General features: G+C 32.5%; 19 protein-coding genes and 1 pseudogene. 8 read left to right on the forward strand and 12 right to left on the reverse strand.

Translation table 11 applies throughout. The features are described 5' to 3' along the window. Nucleotides 1–73: 73 nt before the first annotated feature. Nucleotides 74–979, forward strand: coding sequence for a LysR family transcriptional regulator (locus VQL36_RS16315; protein ID WP_349250335.1), 906 nt, complete (start codon nt 74–76; stop codon nt 977–979). 8 nt (nt 980–987) lie between these two features. Continuing rightward, entirely contained in the window at nt 988–1,794 is an 807-nt protein-coding gene (locus VQL36_RS16320) for a histidinol-phosphatase (RefSeq protein WP_349250336.1), read from the forward strand. Between the two features lie 78 nt (nt 1,795–1,872). On the opposite strand, the pseudogene VQL36_RS16325 reads toward VQL36_RS16320, so the two are convergent. After that, a pseudogene (locus VQL36_RS16325) lies at nt 1,873–3,818 on the reverse strand (heavy metal translocating P-type ATPase). Between the two features lie 274 nt (nt 3,819–4,092). On the opposite strand from VQL36_RS16325, the gene VQL36_RS16330 reads away from it, so the two are divergent. From VQL36_RS16330 to VQL36_RS16340, 3 genes are all read left to right on the forward strand, one after another. After that, nucleotides 4,093–5,031, forward strand: coding sequence for a cation diffusion facilitator family transporter (locus VQL36_RS16330; protein WP_349250337.1), 939 nt, complete (start codon nt 4,093–4,095; stop codon nt 5,029–5,031). Nucleotides 5,032–5,351: 320 nt separating this feature from the next. Continuing rightward, the gene (locus tag VQL36_RS16335) at nt 5,352–6,053 is read left to right on the forward strand and encodes an ABC transporter ATP-binding protein (RefSeq protein WP_349250338.1); all 702 of its coding nucleotides are present in this window, start codon (nt 5,352–5,354) and stop codon (nt 6,051–6,053) included. Further along, nucleotides 6,037–7,356, forward strand: a complete 1,320-nt coding sequence (locus VQL36_RS16340) for an ABC transporter permease (protein ID WP_349250339.1) — start codon at nt 6,037–6,039, stop codon at nt 7,354–7,356. Before VQL36_RS16335 ends, VQL36_RS16340 begins: the two co-directional genes overlap by 17 nt. A gap of 385 nt (nt 7,357–7,741) precedes the next feature. Here the strand turns inward: VQL36_RS16340 and VQL36_RS16345 are convergent, their stop codons facing one another. The 3 genes from VQL36_RS16345 to VQL36_RS16355 all read right to left on the reverse strand — a co-directional run bounded on the left by VQL36_RS16345 (nt 7,742) and on the right by VQL36_RS16355 (nt 11,348). After that, nucleotides 7,742–8,176 carry a DUF2062 domain-containing protein gene (locus VQL36_RS16345; protein WP_349250340.1) on the reverse strand — a complete coding sequence of 145 codons (435 nt, stop codon included), beginning with the start codon at nt 8,174–8,176 and terminating at the stop codon, nt 7,742–7,744. Nucleotides 8,177–8,429: 253 nt separating this feature from the next. Beyond that, a complete protein-coding gene (locus VQL36_RS16350) occupies nt 8,430–10,523 on the reverse strand; it encodes a histidine kinase dimerization/phospho-acceptor domain-containing protein (protein WP_349250341.1) in 2,094 nt (697 codons plus the stop codon). 135 nt (nt 10,524–10,658) lie between these two features. Next, nucleotides 10,659–11,348 (reverse strand): response regulator transcription factor, encoded by a 690-nt coding sequence (locus tag VQL36_RS16355; RefSeq protein WP_349250342.1) that lies wholly within the window; start codon nt 11,346–11,348, stop codon nt 10,659–10,661. Between the two features lie 210 nt (nt 11,349–11,558). Between VQL36_RS16355 and VQL36_RS16360 the strand changes: the two genes are divergently transcribed. Next, nucleotides 11,559–11,879 (forward strand): metalloregulator ArsR/SmtB family transcription factor, encoded by a 321-nt coding sequence (locus tag VQL36_RS16360; RefSeq protein WP_349250343.1) that lies wholly within the window; start codon nt 11,559–11,561, stop codon nt 11,877–11,879. Nucleotides 11,880–11,926: 47 nt separating this feature from the next. Here the strand turns inward: VQL36_RS16360 and VQL36_RS16365 are convergent, their stop codons facing one another. From VQL36_RS16365 to VQL36_RS16380, 4 genes are all read right to left on the reverse strand, one after another. Continuing rightward, on the reverse strand, nt 11,927–12,739 hold the full coding sequence (locus tag VQL36_RS16365; RefSeq protein ID WP_349250344.1) for an EcsC family protein: 813 nt from the start codon (nt 12,737–12,739) through the stop codon (nt 11,927–11,929). Nucleotides 12,740–12,802: 63 nt separating this feature from the next. Continuing rightward, a complete protein-coding gene (gene sdhB / locus VQL36_RS16370) occupies nt 12,803–13,564 on the reverse strand; it encodes a succinate dehydrogenase iron-sulfur subunit (RefSeq protein WP_349250345.1) in 762 nt (253 codons plus the stop codon). Next, on the reverse strand, nt 13,561–15,327 hold the full coding sequence (gene sdhA / locus VQL36_RS16375; protein WP_349250346.1) for a succinate dehydrogenase flavoprotein subunit: 1,767 nt from the start codon (nt 15,325–15,327) through the stop codon (nt 13,561–13,563). The genes sdhB and sdhA overlap by 4 nt, the downstream gene beginning before the upstream one ends. A gap of 16 nt (nt 15,328–15,343) precedes the next feature. Beyond that, nucleotides 15,344–16,015, reverse strand: a complete 672-nt coding sequence (locus VQL36_RS16380) for a succinate dehydrogenase cytochrome b558 subunit (RefSeq protein ID WP_349250347.1) — start codon at nt 16,013–16,015, stop codon at nt 15,344–15,346. Nucleotides 16,016–16,196: 181 nt separating this feature from the next. On the opposite strand from VQL36_RS16380, the gene VQL36_RS16385 reads away from it, so the two are divergent. Both VQL36_RS16385 and VQL36_RS16390 read left to right on the forward strand, forming a co-directional pair. Next, the gene (locus VQL36_RS16385) at nt 16,197–17,090 is read left to right on the forward strand and encodes a LysR family transcriptional regulator (RefSeq protein WP_349250348.1); all 894 of its coding nucleotides are present in this window, start codon (nt 16,197–16,199) and stop codon (nt 17,088–17,090) included. A gap of 74 nt (nt 17,091–17,164) precedes the next feature. Continuing rightward, a complete protein-coding gene (locus VQL36_RS16390; protein ID WP_349250349.1) occupies nt 17,165–18,760 on the forward strand; it encodes a CPBP family intramembrane glutamic endopeptidase in 1,596 nt (531 codons plus the stop codon). Here the strand turns inward: VQL36_RS16390 and uvrC are convergent. The 4 genes from uvrC to VQL36_RS16410 form a co-directional block, all read right to left on the reverse strand. Continuing rightward, on the reverse strand, nt 18,720–20,567 hold the full coding sequence (gene uvrC / locus VQL36_RS16395; RefSeq protein ID WP_349250350.1) for an excinuclease ABC subunit UvrC: 1,848 nt from the start codon (nt 20,565–20,567) through the stop codon (nt 18,720–18,722). The genes VQL36_RS16390 and uvrC overlap by 41 nt on opposite strands. A gap of 256 nt (nt 20,568–20,823) precedes the next feature. After that, nucleotides 20,824–21,807 (reverse strand): matrixin family metalloprotease, encoded by a 984-nt coding sequence (locus VQL36_RS16400; RefSeq protein WP_349250351.1) that lies wholly within the window; start codon nt 21,805–21,807, stop codon nt 20,824–20,826. A gap of 160 nt (nt 21,808–21,967) precedes the next feature. Continuing rightward, the gene (locus VQL36_RS16405; RefSeq protein WP_349250352.1) at nt 21,968–23,011 is read right to left on the reverse strand and encodes a hypothetical protein; all 1,044 of its coding nucleotides are present in this window, start codon (nt 23,009–23,011) and stop codon (nt 21,968–21,970) included. 575 nt (nt 23,012–23,586) lie between these two features. Continuing rightward, nucleotides 23,587–24,621, reverse strand: coding sequence for a hypothetical protein (locus tag VQL36_RS16410; RefSeq protein WP_349250353.1), 1,035 nt, complete (start codon nt 24,619–24,621; stop codon nt 23,587–23,589). Nucleotides 24,622–24,796: the final 175 nt, after the last annotated feature.

Here is a 24,796-nt window from a genome sequence, read left to right on the forward strand (position 1 = left end):
TAAAACATATAAACTTTTTTATTACATTCTATTTCTATAATAAATTTTATCTATTAGAAAGGAGGGATAAATATTGAATATTAATCAATTAGATACGTTAATTGCTCTTTCAAAAATGAAAAGTTTTAGAAAAGCTGGAGATTTTTTGAACTTAACGCAGCCCGCAGTTTCAGCCCAAATCAAAAGCTTAGAAGATGAATTTCATACAGTACTCATTGATCGCAATCAGCCTATCACTTTAACGGACAATGGACACCTTTTTATAGAACATGCGATTGAAATATTAAATATTGTAGATGAATTAAAACAAAAATTATCAGATATGAATGAAACGCCACAAGGGCATATTAAATTAGGTACAACCACTTCGATAGCTATGCAGGTTTTACCACGTGTATTAAGCTATTTTCAAAATCAGTTCCCGCTTATTAAAACATCTATTCATTCTATGCCTTCATCGCAAGTTATTTCAAGTGTAGAGAGCGGGTTCATTGATATCGGTATTACTTATTTATTTGAAAAAAAACCTACTCTTGAAACATCCGTGTTATACTATGATACTTTTGAGTTAGTTGTTTCTCCTGAACATCCTTTAGCTAATAATAGACATACATCAGCAGAGTCTTTAAAAGACTTACCTTTTATTATGATTTCACCGGGATCAGCAGGTAGAAAGTTTATGGATCAAATTTTTAAAAAACTTAATATTACACCTCAAATCATTATGGAATTAACAAGTAGTGAGGAAGTCAAAAGGATGGTTGAAATTAATTTAGGAGCCGCCATTATTTCTAAGTCTTCAATTTCAAATGAACTAAAAATGGGTACCTTAAAAATGATTCAAGTAGATGAGTTAGAAGCCGTTAGTCATCCAGTTGGTGTCATTTATAAATCAGACAGATATTTAAGCACAGCCCTTCAACAATTTCTAAATGATTTAAAAGGAATGTCAGAGTCACAATTTTTAGGATCGGAGTAGATGAAGTAATGAAATTTGACCTACACACACATCATAATCGATGTGGTCATGCAGATGGCTCTATAGAGGATTACATTAAAGCAGCTATAGAAAAAGGCATAAAAATCATTGGTATTTCAGATCACTCACCTTATTTTGCACACCCTAAAGATCAAGCTGAGCCTAGAATTGCCATGGCTAAAAGTGAATTTCCTAACTATGTAAATGAAATCTTAAAATTAAAGGAAAAGTATAATGGTCAAATTGAGGTACTCCTAGGAGTGGAATCTGATTTCTTTCCTGAATACGCACACATTTATCAAAAAGAGTATAAAAAATACCACTTAGATTATTTAATCGGTTCAGTCCATAGAGTCAAAGGCGTTAGTATTTTTAATAAAAAAAGATGGCATAGTTTAAGTGATCAAGAGAAAATTGAACAAAAGGATCACTACTATGAGCTTATCCAGCAGTCTGCTCGAACAGGAATGTTTCAAGTTTTAGGACACATTGATGCCATGAAGGGTTATTATCCAGAATTTTCAAACATTCAAACAGAAAGTATAGATGAAACGTTAAAAGTTATTGCAGAGTGTGAAGTTGCAATTGAAATTAATACTTCTGGTAAAACAAAAGATGTTGGAGGGTGGTACCCTTCAGACGATATTTTAGAAAAAGCTTTGTTTTATGGAGTAAACGTGACCTTCGGTTCAGATGCTCATGTACCAGATCGCGTTGGAGATGAATGGGACCTAGTTGCAAAGAGATTAAAAGATATCGGTTTTAAAAGTTGGGTCTACTTCAAACAAAAACAACAAATGAGTGTTGCTTTATAATATACACTGCTAAAAGGATACCACAGTCCTAAGCTCCTTTTATTATTGAGTTGAACTGAACTTAGGACTGATATTGTTTCAAGATTTTATTTTGATTTTCAACAAACGTAAACCATTAAGGATGACTAAGATCGTACTACCTTCATGCCCAATAACCCCGTATGGCAAATCTATTATTTGAAAAAAATTAGTACAAATGAGAATGAAAATAACAACTAATAAAAAATGATATTTTGCTTAATAATCTTGTTCATTTTTTTTGATAATTGAATTGCTCTAGGGAGTTTTGAAAGGTCATCTTTCATTAGAATAATATCTGCTGTTTCTAAAGCAACATCTGTGCCTCCCCCCATTGCTATCCCTAAATTAGCCGATGCTAGTGCAGGAGCATCATTAATTCCGTCCCCTACCATACCCACATTTTCATGTTTTTGTTTTAAGTTTCTTACATGATTTAATTTATCTTCAGGTAAACACTTTGAAATGTGACCATCAACCGACATCTCTTTTGAAATGAATTTTGCTGTTTCTTCATCATCACCAGTTAACATCATTGTATAAATGCCTAGGTTTTTCAATTGCAATACCGCTTCTTTGGATTGCTCTCTTAAGTGATCTTTTAAAGCTATGACACCTACAATTCCATATTGATCTGCCACAAATACAAGTGTTTTACCTTCTTTACATAGTTTGTCTCCACTCTTCTTTAAAAAGAATTCAGAAATTTCCAATCCAACAAACTCAGCATTTCCAATCCTGAATTCTTTGCCATTTACTTTTCCTATAACTCCTCGGCCTGGTATATCTTCAATGAAATCGGGTTGTATTAATTGAAGTTTTTGTTCAATTTTAGTATGATTCACAATGGCTTGAGCAAGAGGGTGGGTGGAATGATTTTCAATGGAAGCAGTATAGATCAAAAAATTTTCGTGATCTATTCCTTCCCTAACAATGAGGTCTGTTAATTCAGGCTGCCCTTTTGTTAAGGTTCCTGTTTTATCTAATGCAACAGCTTTTATTTTTGCAAGTCCTTCAATATGGACCCCCCCTTTAAAAAGGATACCTAGTTTTGCACCATTTGATATTGCAGATAAAGTAGCCGGTGTGATGGAAGCTACAAGTGCACAAGGAGATGCAACAACCAATAAAATCATGGATCGATATATAGTTTCATTCCATGTCCAATCCAATAAATAATGGGGCAGAAATAACATAAAACCCACAGTAACAATAACTGCTTTCACATAAGTTCTTTCAAATTTTTCAATAAATAATTGAGATGGTGATTTCTCACTTTGTGCAGACTGCACAAGCTGTATAATTTTATGAAAGAGTGTTTCGTTGTTTAATTTAGTCACTTTAATAAAAATAGACCCTATAAGATTCATTGTTCCCGAAAACACCTGATCATTTAACTTTTTCTGAACGGGAATAGACTCACCCGTTATTGTAGATTGATCTACTGTTGATTGACCTCTAATGATCACACCATCAGCAGGTATCCTTTCTCCTGGTTTGACAAGAATTTCATCGTCAATTTTTAATTTAGATACATGGACTTTAACTTCAACATCATCTTCTATTATTAAAGCTTCTTCGGGTTGAATCTTCATAAGTGCTGAAATTTCTTTTTTACTTTTATTCATTGTATAAGTTTCAAGTGCACCACTTAATGAAAAAATGAAAATTAAAATTGCACCTTCTATCCAGTAACCAATGATCGCAGACCCAATTGCTGCAAATATCATCAGCATTTCAACATTTAAGCTTCGGTTTTGAATAGTATCCAAAATACCATCCTTTGCTTTCTGATATCCACCGATTAAATAAGAAAATACAAAGAAAATTATAGCAACAGTAGAAAGATTCATATTTGATAATATCCAACCAGATACAATAAGAACTCCACTAAAAATAGCTGCTAACAATTGAATATGAGGAACTAATAATTCATACAAGAATTCAATTTTACCCTGATTCGTTTGCAATTTTTTTTCAGTTAAGATTTTTAAGTCTGCATTCATTTTTCAAACCTCCATCCATAAAAAGGCGAAGGCTGCCATCTCATGAGATAGCAGCACTTTAATCCATTTCTAAAACTTATTTTAATGATTATTATTAAAGATTAATTATGTCATTATATTCATTAAATAAAAATATTTCCACTATATATTAGCCTAAATTCAATCGACACCAAAGCCACAAGTGATAGAAGTTCTTATGAATGAGTATTCCCCTAACTTTTTTCTTATGATATAGTTATGTAACTGAAACAATTTAGAAAGCAGATGATATTCTATGTATGATTACCACCATCTCTCGCACGTAAAAGAACAATCTAAATCTAAAAAAACACTTTGGGCCACTTTATTCATTACTATATTTTTTACTATTGTAGAAATCATTGGGGGGATATGGTCTAATTCATTGGCTCTGTTATCTGACTCAGCACATATGATTTCAGATGTATTTGCTTTAAGTTTAAGTATGACCGCGATATACTTAGCCACAAGACCACCAAATGCTAAGTATACCTTTGGATTCCTTCGTTTTGAAATCATTGCTTCCTTTTTAAATGGACTAGCGCTCGCTGTAATTGCCATTGGTATTTTTATAGAAGGTATTCGAAGATTTATTAATCCAGAACCTATTAATTTTAAACTGATGCTTGTCATTGCAATCATTGGTTTTATAGTAAATGCTATTTTAACTTTTATTTTAAGCAGGAGCATTGAAGAGGAAGAAAATTTAAATGTACAAAGTGCTTTATGGCACTTTATAGGAGACTTGCTAAGTTCCCTAGGAGTCATCATTTCCGCTATTTTGATTTACTTTACAGGATTAGTTTTTTTTGATCCTTTAATTAGTCTTGTGATTGGTGGTATTATCTTTACTGGTGGAGCTAAAATAATCCGTGAATCTTATTTAATTTTAATGGAATCTGTACCACATAAATTTGATTTAGATGAAATTCGTGAGGACATTAGCCAAGTAGAAGGTGTCGAAGACGTTCATGAACTGCACTTATGGTCTGTATCAACAGAACATTATTCATTAACTGCTCATGTATTCATAGATCAGCAAATACAGCCATTTTGCGTGATACTCGCCATCAATGAATCATTAAAAGAAAAGTATGGAATTACACATACAACCATTCAAGTAGAACATGCCAATATTCATGACCATGGTGAATATGGTAAAGAATTTTTACAGCAAAAAAAATCTGAAAAGTAAAACATACAATTAAATTCCCGCTCATCAAACCAATATATAGTAAACATTTAAGATGTAAGCTGTTGTCATATCAATTGACGGCAGCTTTTTTGGTTCTCTCCATCACTTCACACAAGTCAATTATCTCTTTTATTCTTGTTTTATATTATATATTTCTTAATAATTTCTTCATTTTTATCTTATTAGAAAGTTAAGAATTGTTTATTACACTTACTAACAGATGAGAAGACAAGGAAGTGAGACATGAGTGGGCGTATCAATGATCATTTGAAATACAAGGCTGATAAAATCAAAAACATCATATGAAGGAGAGATTAAACATGATTCAAGTTGAAAATCTTAGTCATCAATTTAAAATTGGGAAGAAGAAAAGAGAAACGATTGTCCCAGTATTAGAGAATATTAATTTAGAAGTGAATAAAGGAGAAATTGTCACAATTGTAGGGAAGAGTGGTTCAGGAAAATCAACCCTGTTGAATTTAATCAGTGGATATATTCGACCTACTGAAGGCAATATTTTCATAAATAATCAAAATGTCTCTGAATTTAGTGAGGGAGCTTGGGCAAAATTCCGCATCAATCATCTGGGTTTTATATTTCAAAGTTTTCAACTGATTCCTAGTATGACAGCCTATCAAAATGTAGAACTTCCATTAATTATAAAAGGGGCTAGTGAAGTTGCTAGGAAAAAACAAACGTTGGACATGCTTGAAATGGTTGGTTTAGCAGAGCATGCCTCATTTTATCCAAATGAATTATCTGGAGGACAACAGCAACGAATAAGCATAGCAAGAGCTTTAATTGTAAAACCACCTATTATATTGGCTGATGAACCTACAGGAAGTTTAGACAGTGAAAACGAACAGGAATTATTAAATTTTATTCAGAAATTGAACCAAGATTATAATATAACATTTTTAATCATTACACATGATGATCAGGTTGCAAATATAGGACATCGGACGTTTACCATCAAAGACGGCAAAACACAAGGAGGCAGAAATTATGAAATTCAAAGATAAAGTTCGTTTTGTTAGACAAAATATGAAAAAAAATCGGATGAGAGTGTTTATGACAATTTTAGCAACAGCCATCGGTTGCGCCTTTTTAATCTTGTTGGCTTCTGTTGGTTTTGGACTAGAGAAGTCTATAGTTTCCGACTTAACTGAAGGGAGACTAGCAAATGAAATATCTATATATCATGATAAAGACTTTGAACAACTGAATGATGAAGATATAGAGATATTAAAACAGATTGAGCATGTCAAAACAGTGACTAAACGAAATAATTTACATCAAGAAGTGATGTTCAAATTAGATGGATATGAAGCAAATTGGCCTTGGGTTTATGCCACTGACTTCCCATCTGAAATAGAAGCTGGATTAGAATTAAGTGATGGAAGAATGCCTGAATCTAATGATGAAATTATAATAGCTTATCACTTTAATGAAATTTTAACTGAAGGAAGCCAAAAAGAGAATGAAATTGTATATTATGAAGAGGATTTGATTGGTAAAACCATAGATCTTCAAGTGATATATTATGATAATGAAGGAATGAAACAATATAAATCGTTTCCTGTAAAAATAGTAGGAATAACTAAACAACCACCTCCTAATGTCAAAGAACAATTTGCAATTATTTCCGAACCCTTACTAAATGAAATTGAAGATTTTACAATGAAACTTTTTCTTAATTCAGAACAAAGTAACGACGGAGATCTTAAAAACTTAAATATAGATAATGAAAAAACTTATGACGACGTAAAAATATATACAAATCATTTAGAAAATGTGAGTGATGTAACTGAAAAATTGAATGAGCTTGGTTATGGGAACTATTCTGTTACAAGTGAACTGGGACAAATCAATACTCTGTTTCTTGTTATAAAAATTGGCTTGATATTTGTTGGAACCATTGCCTTAATTATTGCTTCTATCGGTATCTATAACACGATGACAATGGCAGTTACAGAGCGTACGCAAGATATTGGCATTATGAAAGCAATTGGAGCACATCCTTCCACAATAAAACAAATCTTCCTAATTGAAAGCAGTTATATTGGTCTGATAGGTGCATTTATTGGTACTGTATTTGCTTATGCAACAAGTTTTGTTATTAATTTTGCAACACCAATACTTATTGGAACTCTTAGTGGCAATGAAGGAGTAGACAATCAAAATATAATGTTGACTTATATCCCAATCTCATTAGTTGCCACTTCAGTCTCAATTAGTTTATTAGTAGCTATATTTTCAGGGTGGCGACCTGCGAAAAAAGCAACAACAATAGATGTACTGAAAGCGATGCGTAGAGATATATAACAATTTAACATTTAAGTAAATAGGAAAGTAAATTAATAATATAGACCCTTATTTATCATTAAAATTAGATAAATAAGGGGTTTATTATAATTCCAAATAAATACCCTTCAGAAAAAGATCAAATTTCTTTCTATACTCAACCACTTTGTTCTTCAATTCATCACCTCTCTTATTTTTGCTAAAAGTAAAGTTTGCTTTACGTAAAGTTTATTTTACATTTTTATAAAATCTGAGGATGCTTAAAACTTGATATTTTTAAATAATTTAATAATAGGAAAAAAGCCCGTATCAATTTGATTACGGGATATTATTTTTGGTACCGTTCTTTTCAACTTTTTATAAGTGACATGATTTAGAACCTTTATGTTCATTACGTTTAAATTTTTTAGTTACAATTTTTCTTGTTCTTCATTTTTTTCAAAATGGGAATACGGTATCTCTTGAAAATATAATATAATACAAAATACAATATAATACTGCTTAAAATACTGTTAATTACTGCCCCTATCATAAAATCATATGTCATCGTTAAGACATCCATATGCTCTAAACGAAAAAATAGCAATTCTCCTATTTGATAATTCCCGATAAATAATAATGGCCAAATAAAAGATCCTAATGATGCTGCTATGAGTGTTGCAACCATATTTGCCTTAAATATTTTTGCTATAGCAATAGATAATATAGGACCGATTCCAAACGTAGGAAACCAACATGGAATAAGTCCTAATGAAAATCCAAGAGAAATTTGTTTAGCCCCGCCTTTTAATCGAAACAATCGAATAAAGTGATATTTTATATCTCTAAACCTTTTTTTCATTGATAATCGTCCTTTTTAAGCCAATATCGTCAAGTAATGAATCATTCCATTAAATAACATACTATAATTCTGTAAATGAAACACAATGGTTGAACCTCATCAGCTTGTTGATACTAACCCTTTAAGGTTATTTTCTCTGATGTAATTTGTATAAATAATAGACGAGATCATTTTTTTAAAGAAATTTAATTTAGACTCATGTTATCATACGTAGGTTTTATAAGTAAGTACTAATTTATTTTAGTACCTATTTTTAAGAAGTTGCAATTTGAACTGTTACTTTAAATAAATCGCCATCTAACTCTATCTTGAGCATACCTCCATGCAAATCAACAATGGATTGAGCGATAGCAAGCCCTAACCCAGATCCTTCTGTATGGCGTGACTTATCTGCTCGTTTAAATCGTTCAAGCAATTCATTAATATTTTCTCCAAGCTCATATTTAGTTACATTTTTTATTACAAATTCTGCTTGTCCATTCTCATGCTTTAATGCAACATATACTCTCGACCCTTTAAGTGAATATTTCATAGCATTAACGATTAGATTATCTAACACGCGCCACCATCTTTGTCCATCCACATTTGCAATAACAGGTGTTTCTGGTATTGTTACTTTGAGTTCTAGCCCTGATTGTTCAAGTTGTTCTTGATGTTCACCTAACACTTGTTGTAATAATTGTGCCAAATCTACCTCTTGTTTATGCAGTTCTAAATTCCCACTAGCCATCTTTGATACTTCAAACAAATCCTCAATCAATATTTTTAATCGATTGGACTTGCGTTCCAATATTTTCACATATTCTACTCTCTCTTCTTCCGTCAACTCATGATTTTTCAATAAATCTGTATATGTGATAATTGACGTAAGCGGTGTTCTCAAATCGTGACTAACATTTGTAATCAACTCTGTTTTTAATCGTTCACTCTTAGCCTGTTCTGTTAATGAAGACTTGATTCCAGCTCTAAGCTTATTCAAATTTGCTGCATGTTTTGCTATTACTGACTTTCCTTTTTCAGGTACAGGGTCATGTAAAGTACCATCAACTAAACGTTCTGTTGCAATAAATACCCAATTCAAATAACCAATTTTTCTAAATATTAACGTTACTAAAGGTATCCCAATGAAAAGAATAAATAAAACATACATAAAAGCAATATTAGAATAAAATGCAAACTGTATTATAGCCGTTGTCAATGAGCCCCAGACAAATATTAAAATTAAGGTTAACAATACTTGTATTCCAATAGAAGTTTTTGCAAATACATCTTGAATTGTATACAAAAACTTAGCAATCAAACTGTTTTTTATTTTTGAAATCAAACCGTCTCTATCTCTAACCATTTCATATATCCAAATCAATTGACAAATCCCGAACCATATAGAAAAAACTACAATCATAAGAGAAAGAATATCTAAAGGAATTGAAAAATTGCCGTAAAAAAAATTAGAGTATTCTTGCTTTAGTATAATTAAAAAGACAGTTAAAATTACCACATTTACAATTAATAGTAAAAGGCATATTTCCAACGGCCATTTATCAAAAAGACGTATCATAAATCCATCTCGAAACCATGATTTTCGAAACTTAAATATAAATAAAATAGTGATTAAAGCAATTATACCTATAACTATTGATGATAAAGTTATGTTTCTTTCTATATTAAATGACTGGTGAGCAGGAATTAAGTGTGTTTTAGAAGCTGGAATCATGATTTTTCCCTCATACATAGCGGAGCTACCATCCAATAACTGATCAAGCATTGGTGATATATTGTGCAATGTTATTGGTAACTTTAAAAACCCATTTTTATCGTTATAATTCATAGAAAATACTACGTTCTCTGACAAATCTCCCCTAGAAAATTTTTCTCCAGTTTCTGTATTATTTAATTCATAACTAAAAACGTTGTATTCTAGCTGATAAAAATTATTTCCAAACTGCAATTGTTCTAAATATGAGTTAATAGCTTCTTTTAATTCTGTTCTTATTTTTTCCTCTACATAAACATCATCTTTAAAAATTTTCTTAATGTCATGTATTTTAAGGTTTCGTTCTGCTTTCAGTGCATCAATAACTTCTGTATTACCAAAATTTTGTGCCTCTGAAATACGTACATTATATTCGGTTTCAATCACTGATAATTCATCACTTAAACTACCATAACGATTTCTATAATCCTCTATATGAGATTGATTAATGGTTATATTTTCAAGATCAAATGCATCCAATTCCATTAAACCTAAATAATCTAAGAAGTTATTATAGGAATATTTAAATTCTTCACTATCAAAATAATCCTTTGAACCTATAAAACGATCAGCATTATCAAAAGTTATGTGCATAGATATTAACACTAAACTTAATAATAAACACCAACTGAATGTTTTAAAAAAGTTACTTCGCATATTTATGAAACACCTCCCTTTTAACCCATTCAATATATCTCTTCTCATAAGTAGTGAATTTATCAATTAGTATTATTTTTCGATCTTATACCCTATACCCCATACAACCTTTACATAACGAGGATTTTTAGGATTCTCTTCTATTTTCTCTCTTATTTTTCTAATATGGACAGCTACGATATTTTCAGCGTTATATGCTTGTTCTTGCCAAACACGTTCATAAATTTCATTAATGGAAAAAACACGCCCTGCATTAAGCAATAATAGTTCAGTAATCTTATACTCAATTGGGGTTAGTTTAATTGACTTACCATCCACCTTAACTTCCTTTGCCTCTCGGTCAAGAACTAAACCATTTACCTCAGTTGATTGTTGCTCATTGTATGTCCCTAGTTGAACATACCTGCGCATTTGTGATTTCACTCTTGCTACCAATTCCATCGGATGAAATGGCTTTGTAATATAATCATCAGCACCTATTGATAAACCATGGATTTTATCTGAATCTTCAGCTTTTGCACTAAGCACAATAATTGGAATATTATATTTCTCACGTATTTTAAAGGTCGTTTGGATTCCATCCATTTCAGGCATCATGATATCCAAAATAATTAAATGTACATCATGGTGTTCTAACAATTTAATCGTTTCAACTCCGTTGGCTGCTTTTAGCACTTGATAACCTTCATTTTTTAGATAAATTTCAATCCCATCCCTAATCTCCTCTTCATCATCCGTTACTAAAATTGTATACTCATTCACAATCACACCCCATTCCTAGTCTCTTACTAAGTATAATGGTCAATTCTTAATATTCTCATTAAATAAAATGAAGAAATTCTTAAGAAATTATACGAAAACACCAATAGAGGCGGGCATCTTAACGCTAAAAATCATAGGATAAAGCTTTACTTCTTATCAGTCACATCGTAATATCTAAATATAAAAATATTATTAAAAGGATGAAAAAGAGTGGAATTTAAACCATATCAAGAAACAGCCGATATGTTAAAAGTAATCGGCCACCCCGTTAGATTGTGTATTGTCATCGGCTTACTGAAAAAGGAGCAATGTAATGTTTCTTTCATGGAGAATTGTATGAACATACCCCAATCATCAGTTTCAACACATTTACAAAAACTTAGAGCAGCAGGTATTATTGCAGGGGAAAGAAAGGGTCTTGAAGTATCCTATCACCTTAAAGATGAAAAGATAAAAAAATTCATTCAACAAGTTGCAACATTAGTTGAACCTAAAAACGGAAACCCTTTTGAAGGAAAAACTTTAGATTAATAATAATGTGGCGATAAATTGTTATGTTTCTTGAACACTATAGATCATTAATTGTCATCTTGATGATCTGTTAATCTTTCAATTACTTTTCTTTTTTTATATAACATCATTCCAACTTCTGAAACATCATCGATGGATTGTTTATTTATAAACGCACCGAATAACATTCCTGCTATTGGTATCATCTGAAATAATTTTTTCCAACCAAAATTATCTCTATATACCGCAATAACTTCTCTCCAACCTTGAATTTGAGAAAGAGCTTCTTTTTCTTTATCTCTATTATTAAAATTTTTTAAGTCATTTAATATTGCTTTTTTACCAACGATATCAGAAGAAGCAAATTGTAAACACTTTATAATAAAAATTCGTTCATCCTTATTCCTTGGATCATAACCATATGAAATCGCTATATCCTGTAATGTTTTTAACGATAAGCCTAAAATTGCAGGAATATCTATTGCTAATGTAAAAATTCCTCCAAAACCTGTAGTGGCACCTTGAACTACAGCAATATCTTTATGTGATTTCCTAATTTCTTGTGAAACATGATCCATTATATGAATTGGTATCTTAGTATTGATATCACTTAATTCATTAACATCCATATTTATATTGTATTTAGAAAATCTTTTTAGCACTTTCTTTTGATTTGTTAAATATTTTCCACCATTATCAATATAACTTACTAGTTCTTCTAATATTAGATTTATTTTTTTGTGAATAAATTTCGGTGTAATCTTATCTAATATTAAAAATGGAATTCTTCCAATCTTCTCCCAAAACCACAAATCGTCTTGTTGTTTTTCCCATATTTCAACTTCTTCTAACATCTTTTCTAATTGCTCAATAGTTTCCATTTAAAACACCTCTATAAAAAGAAACCCGACTTAAGGTCGGGTTTTTGCTGATTCAAAATCCAGTTACATTCCAAGCCATTTCTTGAATAATTGTTTTGTCGTATCTTTATTCAATGCAGCAATGGAAGTTGTTAATGGAATTCCCTTAGGACAGGACATCACACAGTTTTGTGAATTTCCACAACCTTCAAGTCCACCATCTTGCATAATCGTATCTAAACGTTCTTCTTGATTCATTTCACCTGTAGGATGAGCATTGAACAAACGAACTTGAGATAAAGGAGCTGGTCCCATAAAGTTTGTTTTTTCACTTACATTTGGACATGCTTCCAAACAAACCCCACATGTCATACACTTCGATAACTCATAAGCCCATTGACGTTTGGATTCAGCCATACGAGGTCCTGGACCTAAATCATATGTTCCATCAATTGGAATCCAAGCCTTTACTCGTTTAAGAGAATCAAACATACGTCCACGATCAATGACAACATCTCTTACAACAGGGAATGTAGACATCGGTTCAATTCTGATCGGTTGCTCTAATTTGTCCACTAGTGCCGTACATGCTTGTCGAGGTTTCCCATTAATAACCATAGAGCAAGCACCACAAACTTCCTCCAAACAATTGGATTCCCAAGTAACAGGTGTTGTTTTTTCACCCTTAATATTAACGGGATTTCTTTGTACTTCCATTAACGCACCAATTACATTCATGTTTGGACGATATGGAATTTCAAATTCCTCTTTATAAGGTTTTGACTCTTGATCTTTTTGACGAGTTACTATAAACTTTATTGATTTATTCTGTGTTTCTGTACTCATTTTTTAGCGGCTCCTTTCTTCTTATCTGAAGAATAGTCACGTAAACGAGGTTCAATTAATGAAGCATCTACTTCTTCATAATCGATACTTGGTCCATTAGGAGTAAAGGAAGCTTTTGTAGTTTTCATGAATTTCTCATCATTACGTTCAGGAAATTCTGGTTTATAATGAGCTCCACGACTTTCATCCCTCTTTAATGCTCCTATAGTAATAACACGAGCAAGCTCAAACATGTTCCATAGTTGACGAGTAAAGGAAGCACCTTGATTGCTCCATCCAGCAGTATCGTTAATGTTAATGTTTTTATATCGTTCCATTAGCTCTACTATTTTATCATCTGTTTCTTGGAGTTTTTTATTATATCGAACAACAGTGACATTGTTTGTCATCCATTCTCCTAATTCTTTATGAAGCTTGTAAGCATTTTCCGTACCATCCATTTTTAAAATATCTTCGTATTTTTGCGTTTGTTTCTTGTTCTCTGCTTCAAATACCTTAGATGATACATCTTCTGCAAATTTATCCAAACCTTTTATATATTCAATGGCTTTAGGTCCGGCTACCATCCCCCCGAAGATTGAGGATAATAAAGAGTTAGCTCCTAAGCGATTTCCACCGTGGTATTGATAATCTACTTCTCCTGCTGCAAACAAACCAGGGATGTTCGTCATTTGATTATAATCTACCCATAGTCCCCCCATAGAATAATGTACGGCAGGGAAAATTTTCATAGGAATTTTACGAGGATCGTCCCCCATAAACTTCTCATAAATTTCAATAATTCCACCTAGTTTCACATCTAATTCCTTAGGATCTTTGTGAGATAAATCTAAGTAAACCATGTTTTCACCGTTTACACCTAACTTCTGATTCACACAAACATCGAAAATTTCTCTTGTAGCAATATCCCTCGGCACTAAGTTACCGTATGCTGGATACTTCTCCTCTAAGAAATACCATGGTTTCCCATCTTTATAAGTCCAAACTCTACCGCCCTCACCACGTGCAGACTCAGACATTAATCTAAGTTTATCATCCCCAGGTATCGCTGTTGGATGTATCTGAATAAACTCACCATTTGCATAATTTACACCTTGCTGATATACGGCACTTGCCGCTGTTCCTGTATTAATAACAGAGTTTGTAGATTTACCAAAAATAATTCCCGGGCCGCCTGTTGCTAGTATAACTGCATCTGCAACAAAAGTAGTGATTTCCATGGTGCGTAAGTTTTGAGCTGATACTCCACGGCATACACCGCTATCATCTATCACGGCAGAAATAAATTCCCAATGTTCATATTTTGTAACTAAACCAGCGGTTTCATATCTACGAACCTGCTCATCTAATGCATATAATAATTGTTGACCTGTTGTTGCACCAGCAAAAGCAGTTCGATGATGTTTTGTTCCTCCAAATCTACGGAAATCAAGCAACCCTTCCGGAGTACGGTTAAACATAACACCCATTCGATCCATTAAATGAATGATTCCTGGCGCTGCATCACACATTGCTTTAACTGGTGGTTGGTTCGCTAAAAAGTCACCGCCATAAATAGAATCATCAAAATGTTCCCAAGGAGAATCGCCCTCCCCTTTTGTATTCACTGCTCCATTAATGCCACCCTGTGCGCAAACGGAGTGTGATCTTTTTACTGGTACAAAGGATAAGAGGTCTACATGAACTCCAGCTTCCGCTGCTTTAATGGTTGCCATTAGGCCTGCTAATCCCCCACCTACTACGATAATTTTAGAATTTGCCACTCTTGTTCACTCCCTCTTAACCGATTTGTATCTGAATTGATTCTAATGTTGATAAAGCAAAGGATTCATCTGTAAAAGCTGTTAAAGCAAGGATAAATAATACGGATAAAATAACAAATACACCCATCCAAATGTAGGAAGACACTCTTTGCGCTCTAGGTCCTACTGTAATTCCCCAGCTAACTAGGAAAGACCACATTCCATTACTGAAGTGGAATGAAGCTGAAATGATCCCTACGATATACAATCCAAAATATAAAGGATTTGAAACAATTTCATGATACATATGAGATCCAAGATCTTCGTGACCAATGTTACCCAAAGCTACTTGCAATCTAGTTTGTGAAAAATGCCATACTACGAAAATCAAAGTAATTACACCCGTAATTCTTTGCCACATAAACATATGATTACGAATATATCCATAATTGTTCACGTTATGTTTAGCTTGGAATGCGATATACAAGCCATAAACACCGTGATACAATAACGGAAGCCAAATCCCAAAAATTTCAAGAAATAAAACTAAAGGTAAACCGTTCAGCCATAATACCTGCTCAATAAACCCTTCCTTGCCAGCACTAAAAGCTTCATAATTCGTAAGCATATGTTCTACTAAGAAAAGTCCCAGTGGAATCACACCCAAGAGGGAATGTAACTTACGAGAATAGAATGAATTTAATTTCATGTTCCAGTGTTCTCCTTTCATCCTGCGTCGCCATAAATAATTTAGTTTCTACCATTTCAATTTTTATTCATGTTATCGTAAATAATTAGACACAATTATTATATTACAACTTTATAGCTTATAATGGAAGTGCATTTATTTTATAATTAATTATAACAAAACTGCATAAAGGAATGATTCTATGGAAATCATGCATATGTTCTCAGCCGTAGTTGAGGAAGCTAGTCTTAATCAGGCAGCCAAAAAATTAAATATTTCCCAACCCGCATTATCTAGAAAAATTAGTAAGTTTGAAGAACAATTGGGTGTTTCTTTATTTAACAGAAAAGGCAATCGTCTCAAACTCACTCCAATAGGATTCATTACTTATGAGTATGCCCTTGAAATGGTTGAATTAGATAAAAAATTTCAAAAAGCAGTATTAGATTATAAAAATGGGACTAAAAAAAGCATTACAATCGGAGCCAGTTTAACTACGCTGCAATCTACTTTACCTGATCTGATACAACTCATAACAAAGGATTCACCTGAAACGGATATTAAAGCAATTACAGGAAAAACACACGAAATCTTAACACTGGTGAAAAAGGATAGAGTGGATTTTGGATTAGTTGCTTCCAAAGTGGAAGATAAGGACATCCATTGTGAACCTTTATTTGATGATTATTTAAAGCTTGTCATTCCAAAAGAACACGAATTGTCAAAGCAAAAATTGATCAATACAGAAGATTTAAATAATTTACCTATGATTCTATTTTCTAAAGGTACTTTATATCGCATATTAATGGAAGAGTTATTTCATCATTATAAAGTATATCCAGAAATCAAAATGGAAATTGATTCATTTGAAGCTATTTTACGTTTAGTTTCAACTCTCAGAGCTGCAACATTATTGCCACACTCTTATTTGCGTGAAAGTTTACTTGAAGATAACAACCTTATGGTTGTCAATTTAGAAGAATTAAAGCAAACAATGAGAACAACCTCGTTAATTTATAAAAATTGGGATTCACTTGATCCTACAACTCAAAATTGGATTCAAAAAGTAAAAATGCAATATTTAACAAAACTTTGAAATGTAAAATAGAAGAAATTATTAGAAAAATATGATATTCTAAAATTCAGTTGACTGAAAAGGAGATTAAGTATATGGAACAAAGTCATTCTACTCGTAATGTTGTTATTATTGCATTAATCAGTTTTCTCATCTTTCTATTTATGAATATTTTACCATCTGAAAACAATGATGAAGTACTTCTTAATAATGAAAAAACAATCAGTAAAGAACAAGCTGAAGAAAGTGCCTTGCAGTTTTTAGTTGATCATTTTAATGTAGATGTAAATCAAGCAGAAACACTTCTTACGTTTCAAACTCATAAACAGTTGGGTGGATATCTGCAAAAAAATGATCTCGTTTCAGATTATAAAAAGCAGTTTGGAGACTCAAGCCCTATTGATTACTTTCAAATTCAAGTGAATGATGCCACACAAAAATACTTAGTTGATGTACATATGACAAGTGGGAATGTGCTTGGATGGAAAACAATGAATGGAAATATAAATACTGATAAAATGGAGCAGCAGGAGATCGCAGAATTATTTTTAATCGAACAAGGATATAACATCAACAATTTTTACTTATTGCCTCAAGATGAAAACGAAATGAACAACTATGTGTTTGAAAGTTATGAGCAAGGTGTAGCAGAAGCAAAATTACAGCTGCATACAGTGGTCGAAGCAGATCAAGTAATTTCGTTTAATAAAACCTTCTCTATTCCAGAATCCTTTGTAAGTTGGATGGAAAAGCAAGACAGACAAGCTACAATAATGTCTGTTTTAATGATTGTATTCAATGTTATATTTGGAATTATTGCTTTGATCATCTCCATAGTTTTAAGAAAACATATTTCTTTCAGCAAAGGGATCTTACTTACACTAGCATTTCTTGCTATTTACACGATCACCAATATTAATATGTATCCTGTCAATCTAGCGATGTTTCCAGAAGAAAGTAATCGTATAGCGATAATAATGATGGTTGTATCCATTATTATTTATGCCTTACTAAGTGTTATTATTTATTTTACATCCGTTTCAGCTGATGGCCTCTGGAAAAATAGAAGTGAAAAACTTTGGCCAAATAGAAAAAATCCAGAATACGGTAACCATGTAATAAAAGCAATGGGGTATGGGTATTTATTTGCTTTCATTATATTAGCAGTTCAAAGTATATTTTATTTCATCGGAGAAACTTTTTTTGATGTATGGTCAGTAAGTGACGTTACTTTCTCACCATATAACTTATTGATGCCTGGTTTAATGCCACTCATCGCATGGGCAGCCGCCATTTCCGAGGAAATAATTTATCGCTGGTTTGGAATTCCATTATTCAAAAAAATTTTTAGAAGTACGATAGTGTCTATCATTTTAACAAGCATGGTCTGGGCAATTGGACACATGGCATATCCAATTTACCCCGCATACACTCGTTTCATAGAAGTCACTATTATAGGTCTTATATTTGGTTATATATTTTTAAAATTCGGATTCATGGCAGCTGTTTTTGCTCATGCTATTGTGGACAGTATTTTATTTTCACTTCAGCTTATATACTTTGATTTTACTAAATACGCATTATTATCATTATTTTATATGGTGTTACCAGCTATTATTGCTTATTTTATGTTTAAGTTCCATCAAAGATTTAAGAGGAACTATTCTGATCCTCCCGAAGAGATGTCATAATCTCACCAGCTAGTTTATCTCCAATTCCGAGGGGTTTGAAATCTTCTAAAGATGCCTCTCGGATTTTTTTTAATGATCCGAAGTGTTTTAATAATTTCTTCCTTCTTTTTTCCCCGACGCCAGGAATGGAATCAAGCTGTGATGCAACCATCGATTTACTTCTAGATTGTCTATGGAATGTAATTGCAAATCGGTGCACTTCTTCTTGAATTCTTTGCAGTAAATAAAATTCTTGCTGATCGCGTGGAATAGGAATGATTTCTGGTGGATTTCCAACCATAAGCTGAGCCGTTTTATGTTTTTCATCTTTCACCAAACCACAAACAGGAATAAATAATCCTAACTCATCCTCTAAAATTTCAATCGCTGCTGATATTTGTCCTTTTCCTCCGTCAACTATGATTAAATCGGGTAATGGTATGTTTTCTTTTAAAACCCTTTCGTATCTTCTTCTAACAACTTCTCGCATAGACCCGTAATCATCTGGTCCTTTTACTGTTTTAATTTTATATTTACGATATTCTTTACGCTCAGGTTTACCATCTACAAAAACAACCATTGCGGATACAGGATTCGCACCCTGAATATTAGAATTATCAAAAGCTTCAATACGATGAATTGGTTCGGTACCTAGCCATTTCCCTAAATTTTCCACAGCTTTAGTTGTTCTTTCTTCATCTCTCTCAATCAATTTAAATTTTTCTTCTAATGCAATTTTTGCATTATCATTTGCCATTAGGACTGCCTGCTTTTTCAACCCACGTTTAGGTAAATGCACTTTTACTTTTAACCATGATTGTAAATCTTCTTTGATACTATCTTCTTCCTCAGCATTCATTTCTGTTTCAGTGCGATTAGGCAAAACGATCTCCTTGGGTAAAGCAGGGTTATCGCTATAGTATTGAGTTATAAAAGAAATGAAGTCCTCATAAGCCTCGCCATAATATGGGAACCTGGAAGCATGGCGCTCAATCATTTTTCCTTGCCTTACATATAAAATTTGTACACACATCCAACCTTTGTCAACTGCAAATCCGAATACATCTCGATCTATATTATCTTTCATTGTAATTTTTTGTTGTTCCATTAATACTTCAATGTGCTTAATCTGATCTCTATATTCCTTGGCTTTTTCAAATTGAAGTTGTTCTGCTGCATCGTGCATTTGTTTTATTAATTCAACCTTGATTTGTTCGTGTCCACCATTTAAAAACTTGGTTATTTCATGAACCATTTCTTCATATTGTTTCTGATCTACTTTATATTCACATGGTGCTACACATTGCCCTAAATGATAGTATAAACAAACTTTGTCAGGTATCGTTTTACATTTTCGTAAAGGATATAAACGATCCAACAACTTTTTTGTTTGCTGTGCAGCAAATGCACTAGGGTAAGGACCAAAATATTTACCTTTATCTTTTAAGACTTTTCTTGTGACCTCTAATCTTGGATGCGTATCGTTCGTAATTTTAATATACGGATACGTTTTGTCATCCTTTAAAATAACATTGTAGCGTGGATGATGTTCTTTAATTAAATTACATTCCAAAATAAGTGCTTCTTTATTACTTGAAGTAACAATATATTCAAAGTCTTCAATTAGACTCACTAGTTTTTGGGTCTTTGCATCATGACTTCCTGAAAAATATGATCTGACTCTATTTTTTAAAACCTTTGCTTTCCCTATATAAATAATATCTCCATTACCATTTTTCATTAAATAACATCCAGGTTGGTCAGGAAGCAGTGAAAGTTTATGTTTTATTTTTTCTAAAATTTTTTGTCTGTTTTCTAACTCACTCATCCTTCTCTCCCCCTCAAGAACCCATTATATATAAGAAAATTCCCTATCTGTCACCATTCGGAGATGTCCTTATGACAAAGGTAAATTCCCTGCCTCATTTAGTTAAGTACATATGTTTCTATTCTTCTAATCATATCACAAAGTTCATTCACTTTCAGCGGGGTTTTACCCAACACTTAGAATCTTAGGATATGAAAACCATAGGCAAAAATTCACCTATGGTTTTATAAAAGTCGCTATATAATATGCTTCATTACTATAGATATAACTTCGGAACAAGCTGCTCGAACGTGAAATGGATTTTTGAAAGCGGGCTGTTCTTTAGAGAGCTGCTGTATCGATCTGAAACCTGATGTTGCACAAACAAACCATCCCCTTCATTCACAGCAGATAATGTACCGTTGTCTCTATAATTACCCATAAATATGATAGTATCTCCTGTTTGTAAATATCTCAGGTTATTATCGGTAGAAATATCTCCGCCTTCGTCACTGCCAGATTGATGAATCTCTACCTCATGCGGATCAGCTAATTTCCCTTTGAATTTTTGATCTACTCTTATTCTATAACCCATCCAATGATTATCATCATCTTTGCGAATGTGCGGCTTCTCTATTACTTTCCCTGTGAATGCGACATCAGCAGCGTCAAAGATATCAGGAGTGTAATAATTTTGAGTATCGTCTTTGTACTTTAGATGTGAATATTGAATCCCATTACGACCACCAATACCCCCTGATTCCCCTGGTTTAGCTGAATATAATTCCACAACAGCTTTAAGATCTTCATATGTTGGTTTAGATAATTCAAATTCATTTCCTGCTGAATATGCTACTGGATACATAACTGATCTAGTATTACTGGAATCTAAACCCATTGCATGTCCTATGGCTTGCATTGCAACTAGAATTAGTCGCTCTTCTTCTGTATCTTCATCAAAGAAAAAAGAAGCATAACTTTCTTTAATTTTATAATCATCATATTCGACTTGAGTTTCAGTAAAAAAAGTACCCTCTATTTTGGAATTTTCTACATTTAGAATCAAATTTGCCTTTGTAATTTTAACTTTTTCAAATTTTAAACCATTAAATTCCAATAAATTTAGCGAATCTTCCCATGCATTAATAGCACCATTCCAAATTTTTTTTTGGTCATCAGTCACATTTCTATGAAAAGCATATTTGATTATACCTTTCTTCTTCTTATCATAATATCTATATTTAAAATGTGTCGTAGGCATCACCGGATCATCCTTTCTGGAATATTAACTTTGGATCTTTTGAATCAAATCAATATGTAATCGTTAAAAAAAGAATTATTTTTACAGTGGAAGCGACTTCATTTAGTCGCTTCCTGATTTCTACTTTCTTTACTTCTCATTCCTTCATTAAGGAATAAATTTAACATTTGCACCTTCGATGGCATCCAAGAAGTTGATCTAAACTAAATTGAACATTGGAAAGTGGACTACCTTCAAGAGAACTAACGAATCGATCTGAACCTAGATGTTTTACAAATAAGCCATCCCCTTCATTCACAGCAGATAATATACCGTTTTCTTTATAATTACCCATAAAAACGATGGAATCTCCAGCTTGTAAGTATCTCAGATTATGAAGAGCAGGTATGTTCCCGCCTTCGTCACTGCCATATTGGTGAATCTCTACCTCATACGGATCCGCTAATTTTCCCTTTACTTTATGATCTACTCTTACTTTATAAGTCATCCAATAATCTTCATCTTGTTTGAAAATATTTTTCTTCTCTTTTACTATCCCCATAAATACGAGATCAGCAGTATAAAAAACATCTTGAGGGTTGAAATAAACATTTTCTTCAAAAATAAAATAAGATGGATATCCATCATATGCTACACTGTCACCCAGAGTAGCATCCCCAGGAGCTTTTCCATAAATATGTTGAACTTGCTCAATCTCTTCTCTACTAGGTTGTTCTGGTAGTAAAAATTGTCCATTTCGAAATGTATGATCTCTCATAATTGGTTCATAATTCTCTTCTCCTTCTACACGTAATAAACTAAGTACATTCCCTATTGCATTTAATGCAATTGAATTAAGTCTAACTTGATAATCCTTTAATCTAGGTTCCATTAAATAATTTTTATTAAAAGTAATAGTTGTTGAAATTACAGTTGATGCTTCTACAACATAATCAGTTTTTTCTATCCAATGGTGATTTCTATCATCAAACTTTATACGTAAATTGATGCTTTGATCATTCCCATTATGTATTTCTTCAAAACCTACGTAATCATATAATTCTTCTTTCCACTTTGCTATAGCAGCATTGAAATTATCTTTGAATTTTAGACCTGAATCTGGCGGTGTATATACAGAATCTTCAAAATAATACTTTATCTCAGCTTTAAAATTTGTTTGAGATACTGCTGGATATCTCATATTGTAAAATGGTGTATATGGCATAACACTTCATCCTTTCTAGAATAGTATTGATAAATTTTCTTCTCCATATATAAAGTCTCTTTAAGACATTGATAAGCAACCACGATCTCAAATAAAGGAGAGCATATATTACAACATGATTAACTCATAAAACCTTAATAACCTATTGCTCCCTCATTCATACTTCATAACTTTTATATAAAATGATTTACCATCCGAAAATAAAAAAGAAGGAAGCGACTTTTTGTAAAGTTACTCCCTTACATTTGAAAATATGCTAGTATGTTTCCTGCCTTTTAAGCCCTTCCAAAACCTATCATCTTCCTTCAAACCTAGCGAAAGTATCTTACATAACCTTCCATCCTTTCTGAAATATACTTAATAATGCCTTCTTCGTTATTAATAACGATCACAAGGGATATACAGCATATTAGTCTACCCCAAACCAAATATGCTTTGTTGCATCTCTCTATATAAAGTATCTTTAAGACATTGATAAGCAACCACGATAACCTATTACTCCCCATTTTATATTTCATAACTTTTATATAAAATGATTTGTTTTCTTTACTCCATTCCTTCACTAAGAAAGGCTTTTAACATTTGCAACCTCTATTACACCCTAGCAATTGATCTAAACTAAATTGAACATTGGAAAGTAGACTGCCTTCTAGAGAACTACTGTATCGATCTAAACCTGGATGTTTTACAAATAAACCATCCCCTTCATTCACAGCAGATAATATACCGTTTTCTTTATAATTACCCATAAAAACGATGGAATCTCCAGCTTGTAAGTATCTCAGATTATGAAGAGCAGGTATGTTCCCGCCTTCGTCACTTCCATATTGGTGAATCTCTACCTCATACGGATCTGCTAATTTTCCCTTTACTTTATGATCTACTCTTGCTTTATATGTTATCCAATAATCTTCATCTTGTTTGACAATATGTTTCTTCTCTTTTACTTTCCCCATAAATACGAGTTCAGCTTCATCTGAGACATCGAAAGGATTGATAAATGTAGTATTAAAGGAGTAATTATTTCCTAATATATAAGTAATAATTCCGTCATCATTAGGGTTGTCTCCCGACGACTGTCCTGGAGGTTTGTTATATAGGTCATTACAAAGAAGAACATCTACTTCTGCAGGTTTAGAAGGCAAAACAAATTTATTATTGAAAAATGCATAGTCATACATAATCGATCTTGTACCCAATACAATATTTCTAATTTCTCTATGTTTTAAACCCATCGAACATCCTATTGCATTCATTATTATTGAAGCAACTCTTTTTTGTTTACCATTAGCTAAAATTGAATTTATTAAATTTAAATTTAATCTAATTGTACTTCTTTCAATTTCATACGTATCTTCATTATATTCAGTTGCTATTCTTGATATATAATCGTTATCATTCTCATCCAAGATAATTGTTAAAATAGATGTCATACCGTCATCACGATGTAAATCTATATTATTTATTCTCTTATTCCATTTCTCTTCCGCTAGTTTCAAAGCTTTAAAGAAGCCAAAATGCGCCTTATCACCGCCAAGCACTCTATATCTGATCTCAGATAAGAATCCATCCTTATTTATTGGAAATCTTATATTGTAATACTCTGCCATAACATTTCACCCTTTCTAGTAAAAATTAAAGGTTATCTAGTTATCTACCTTGAACTAGATCACAAGGGATATACAGCATAATGGTCTACCCCAAACCAAATATGCGCTTTGCTGCCTCTCTCTATATAAAGTCTCTTTAAGACATTGATAAGCAACCACGATAACCTATTACTCC

Origin of the sequence: Chengkuizengella sp. SCS-71B, assembly GCF_040100845.1 — a bacterium.
Lineage (GTDB): Bacteria > Bacillota > Bacilli > Paenibacillales > KCTC-33759 > Chengkuizengella.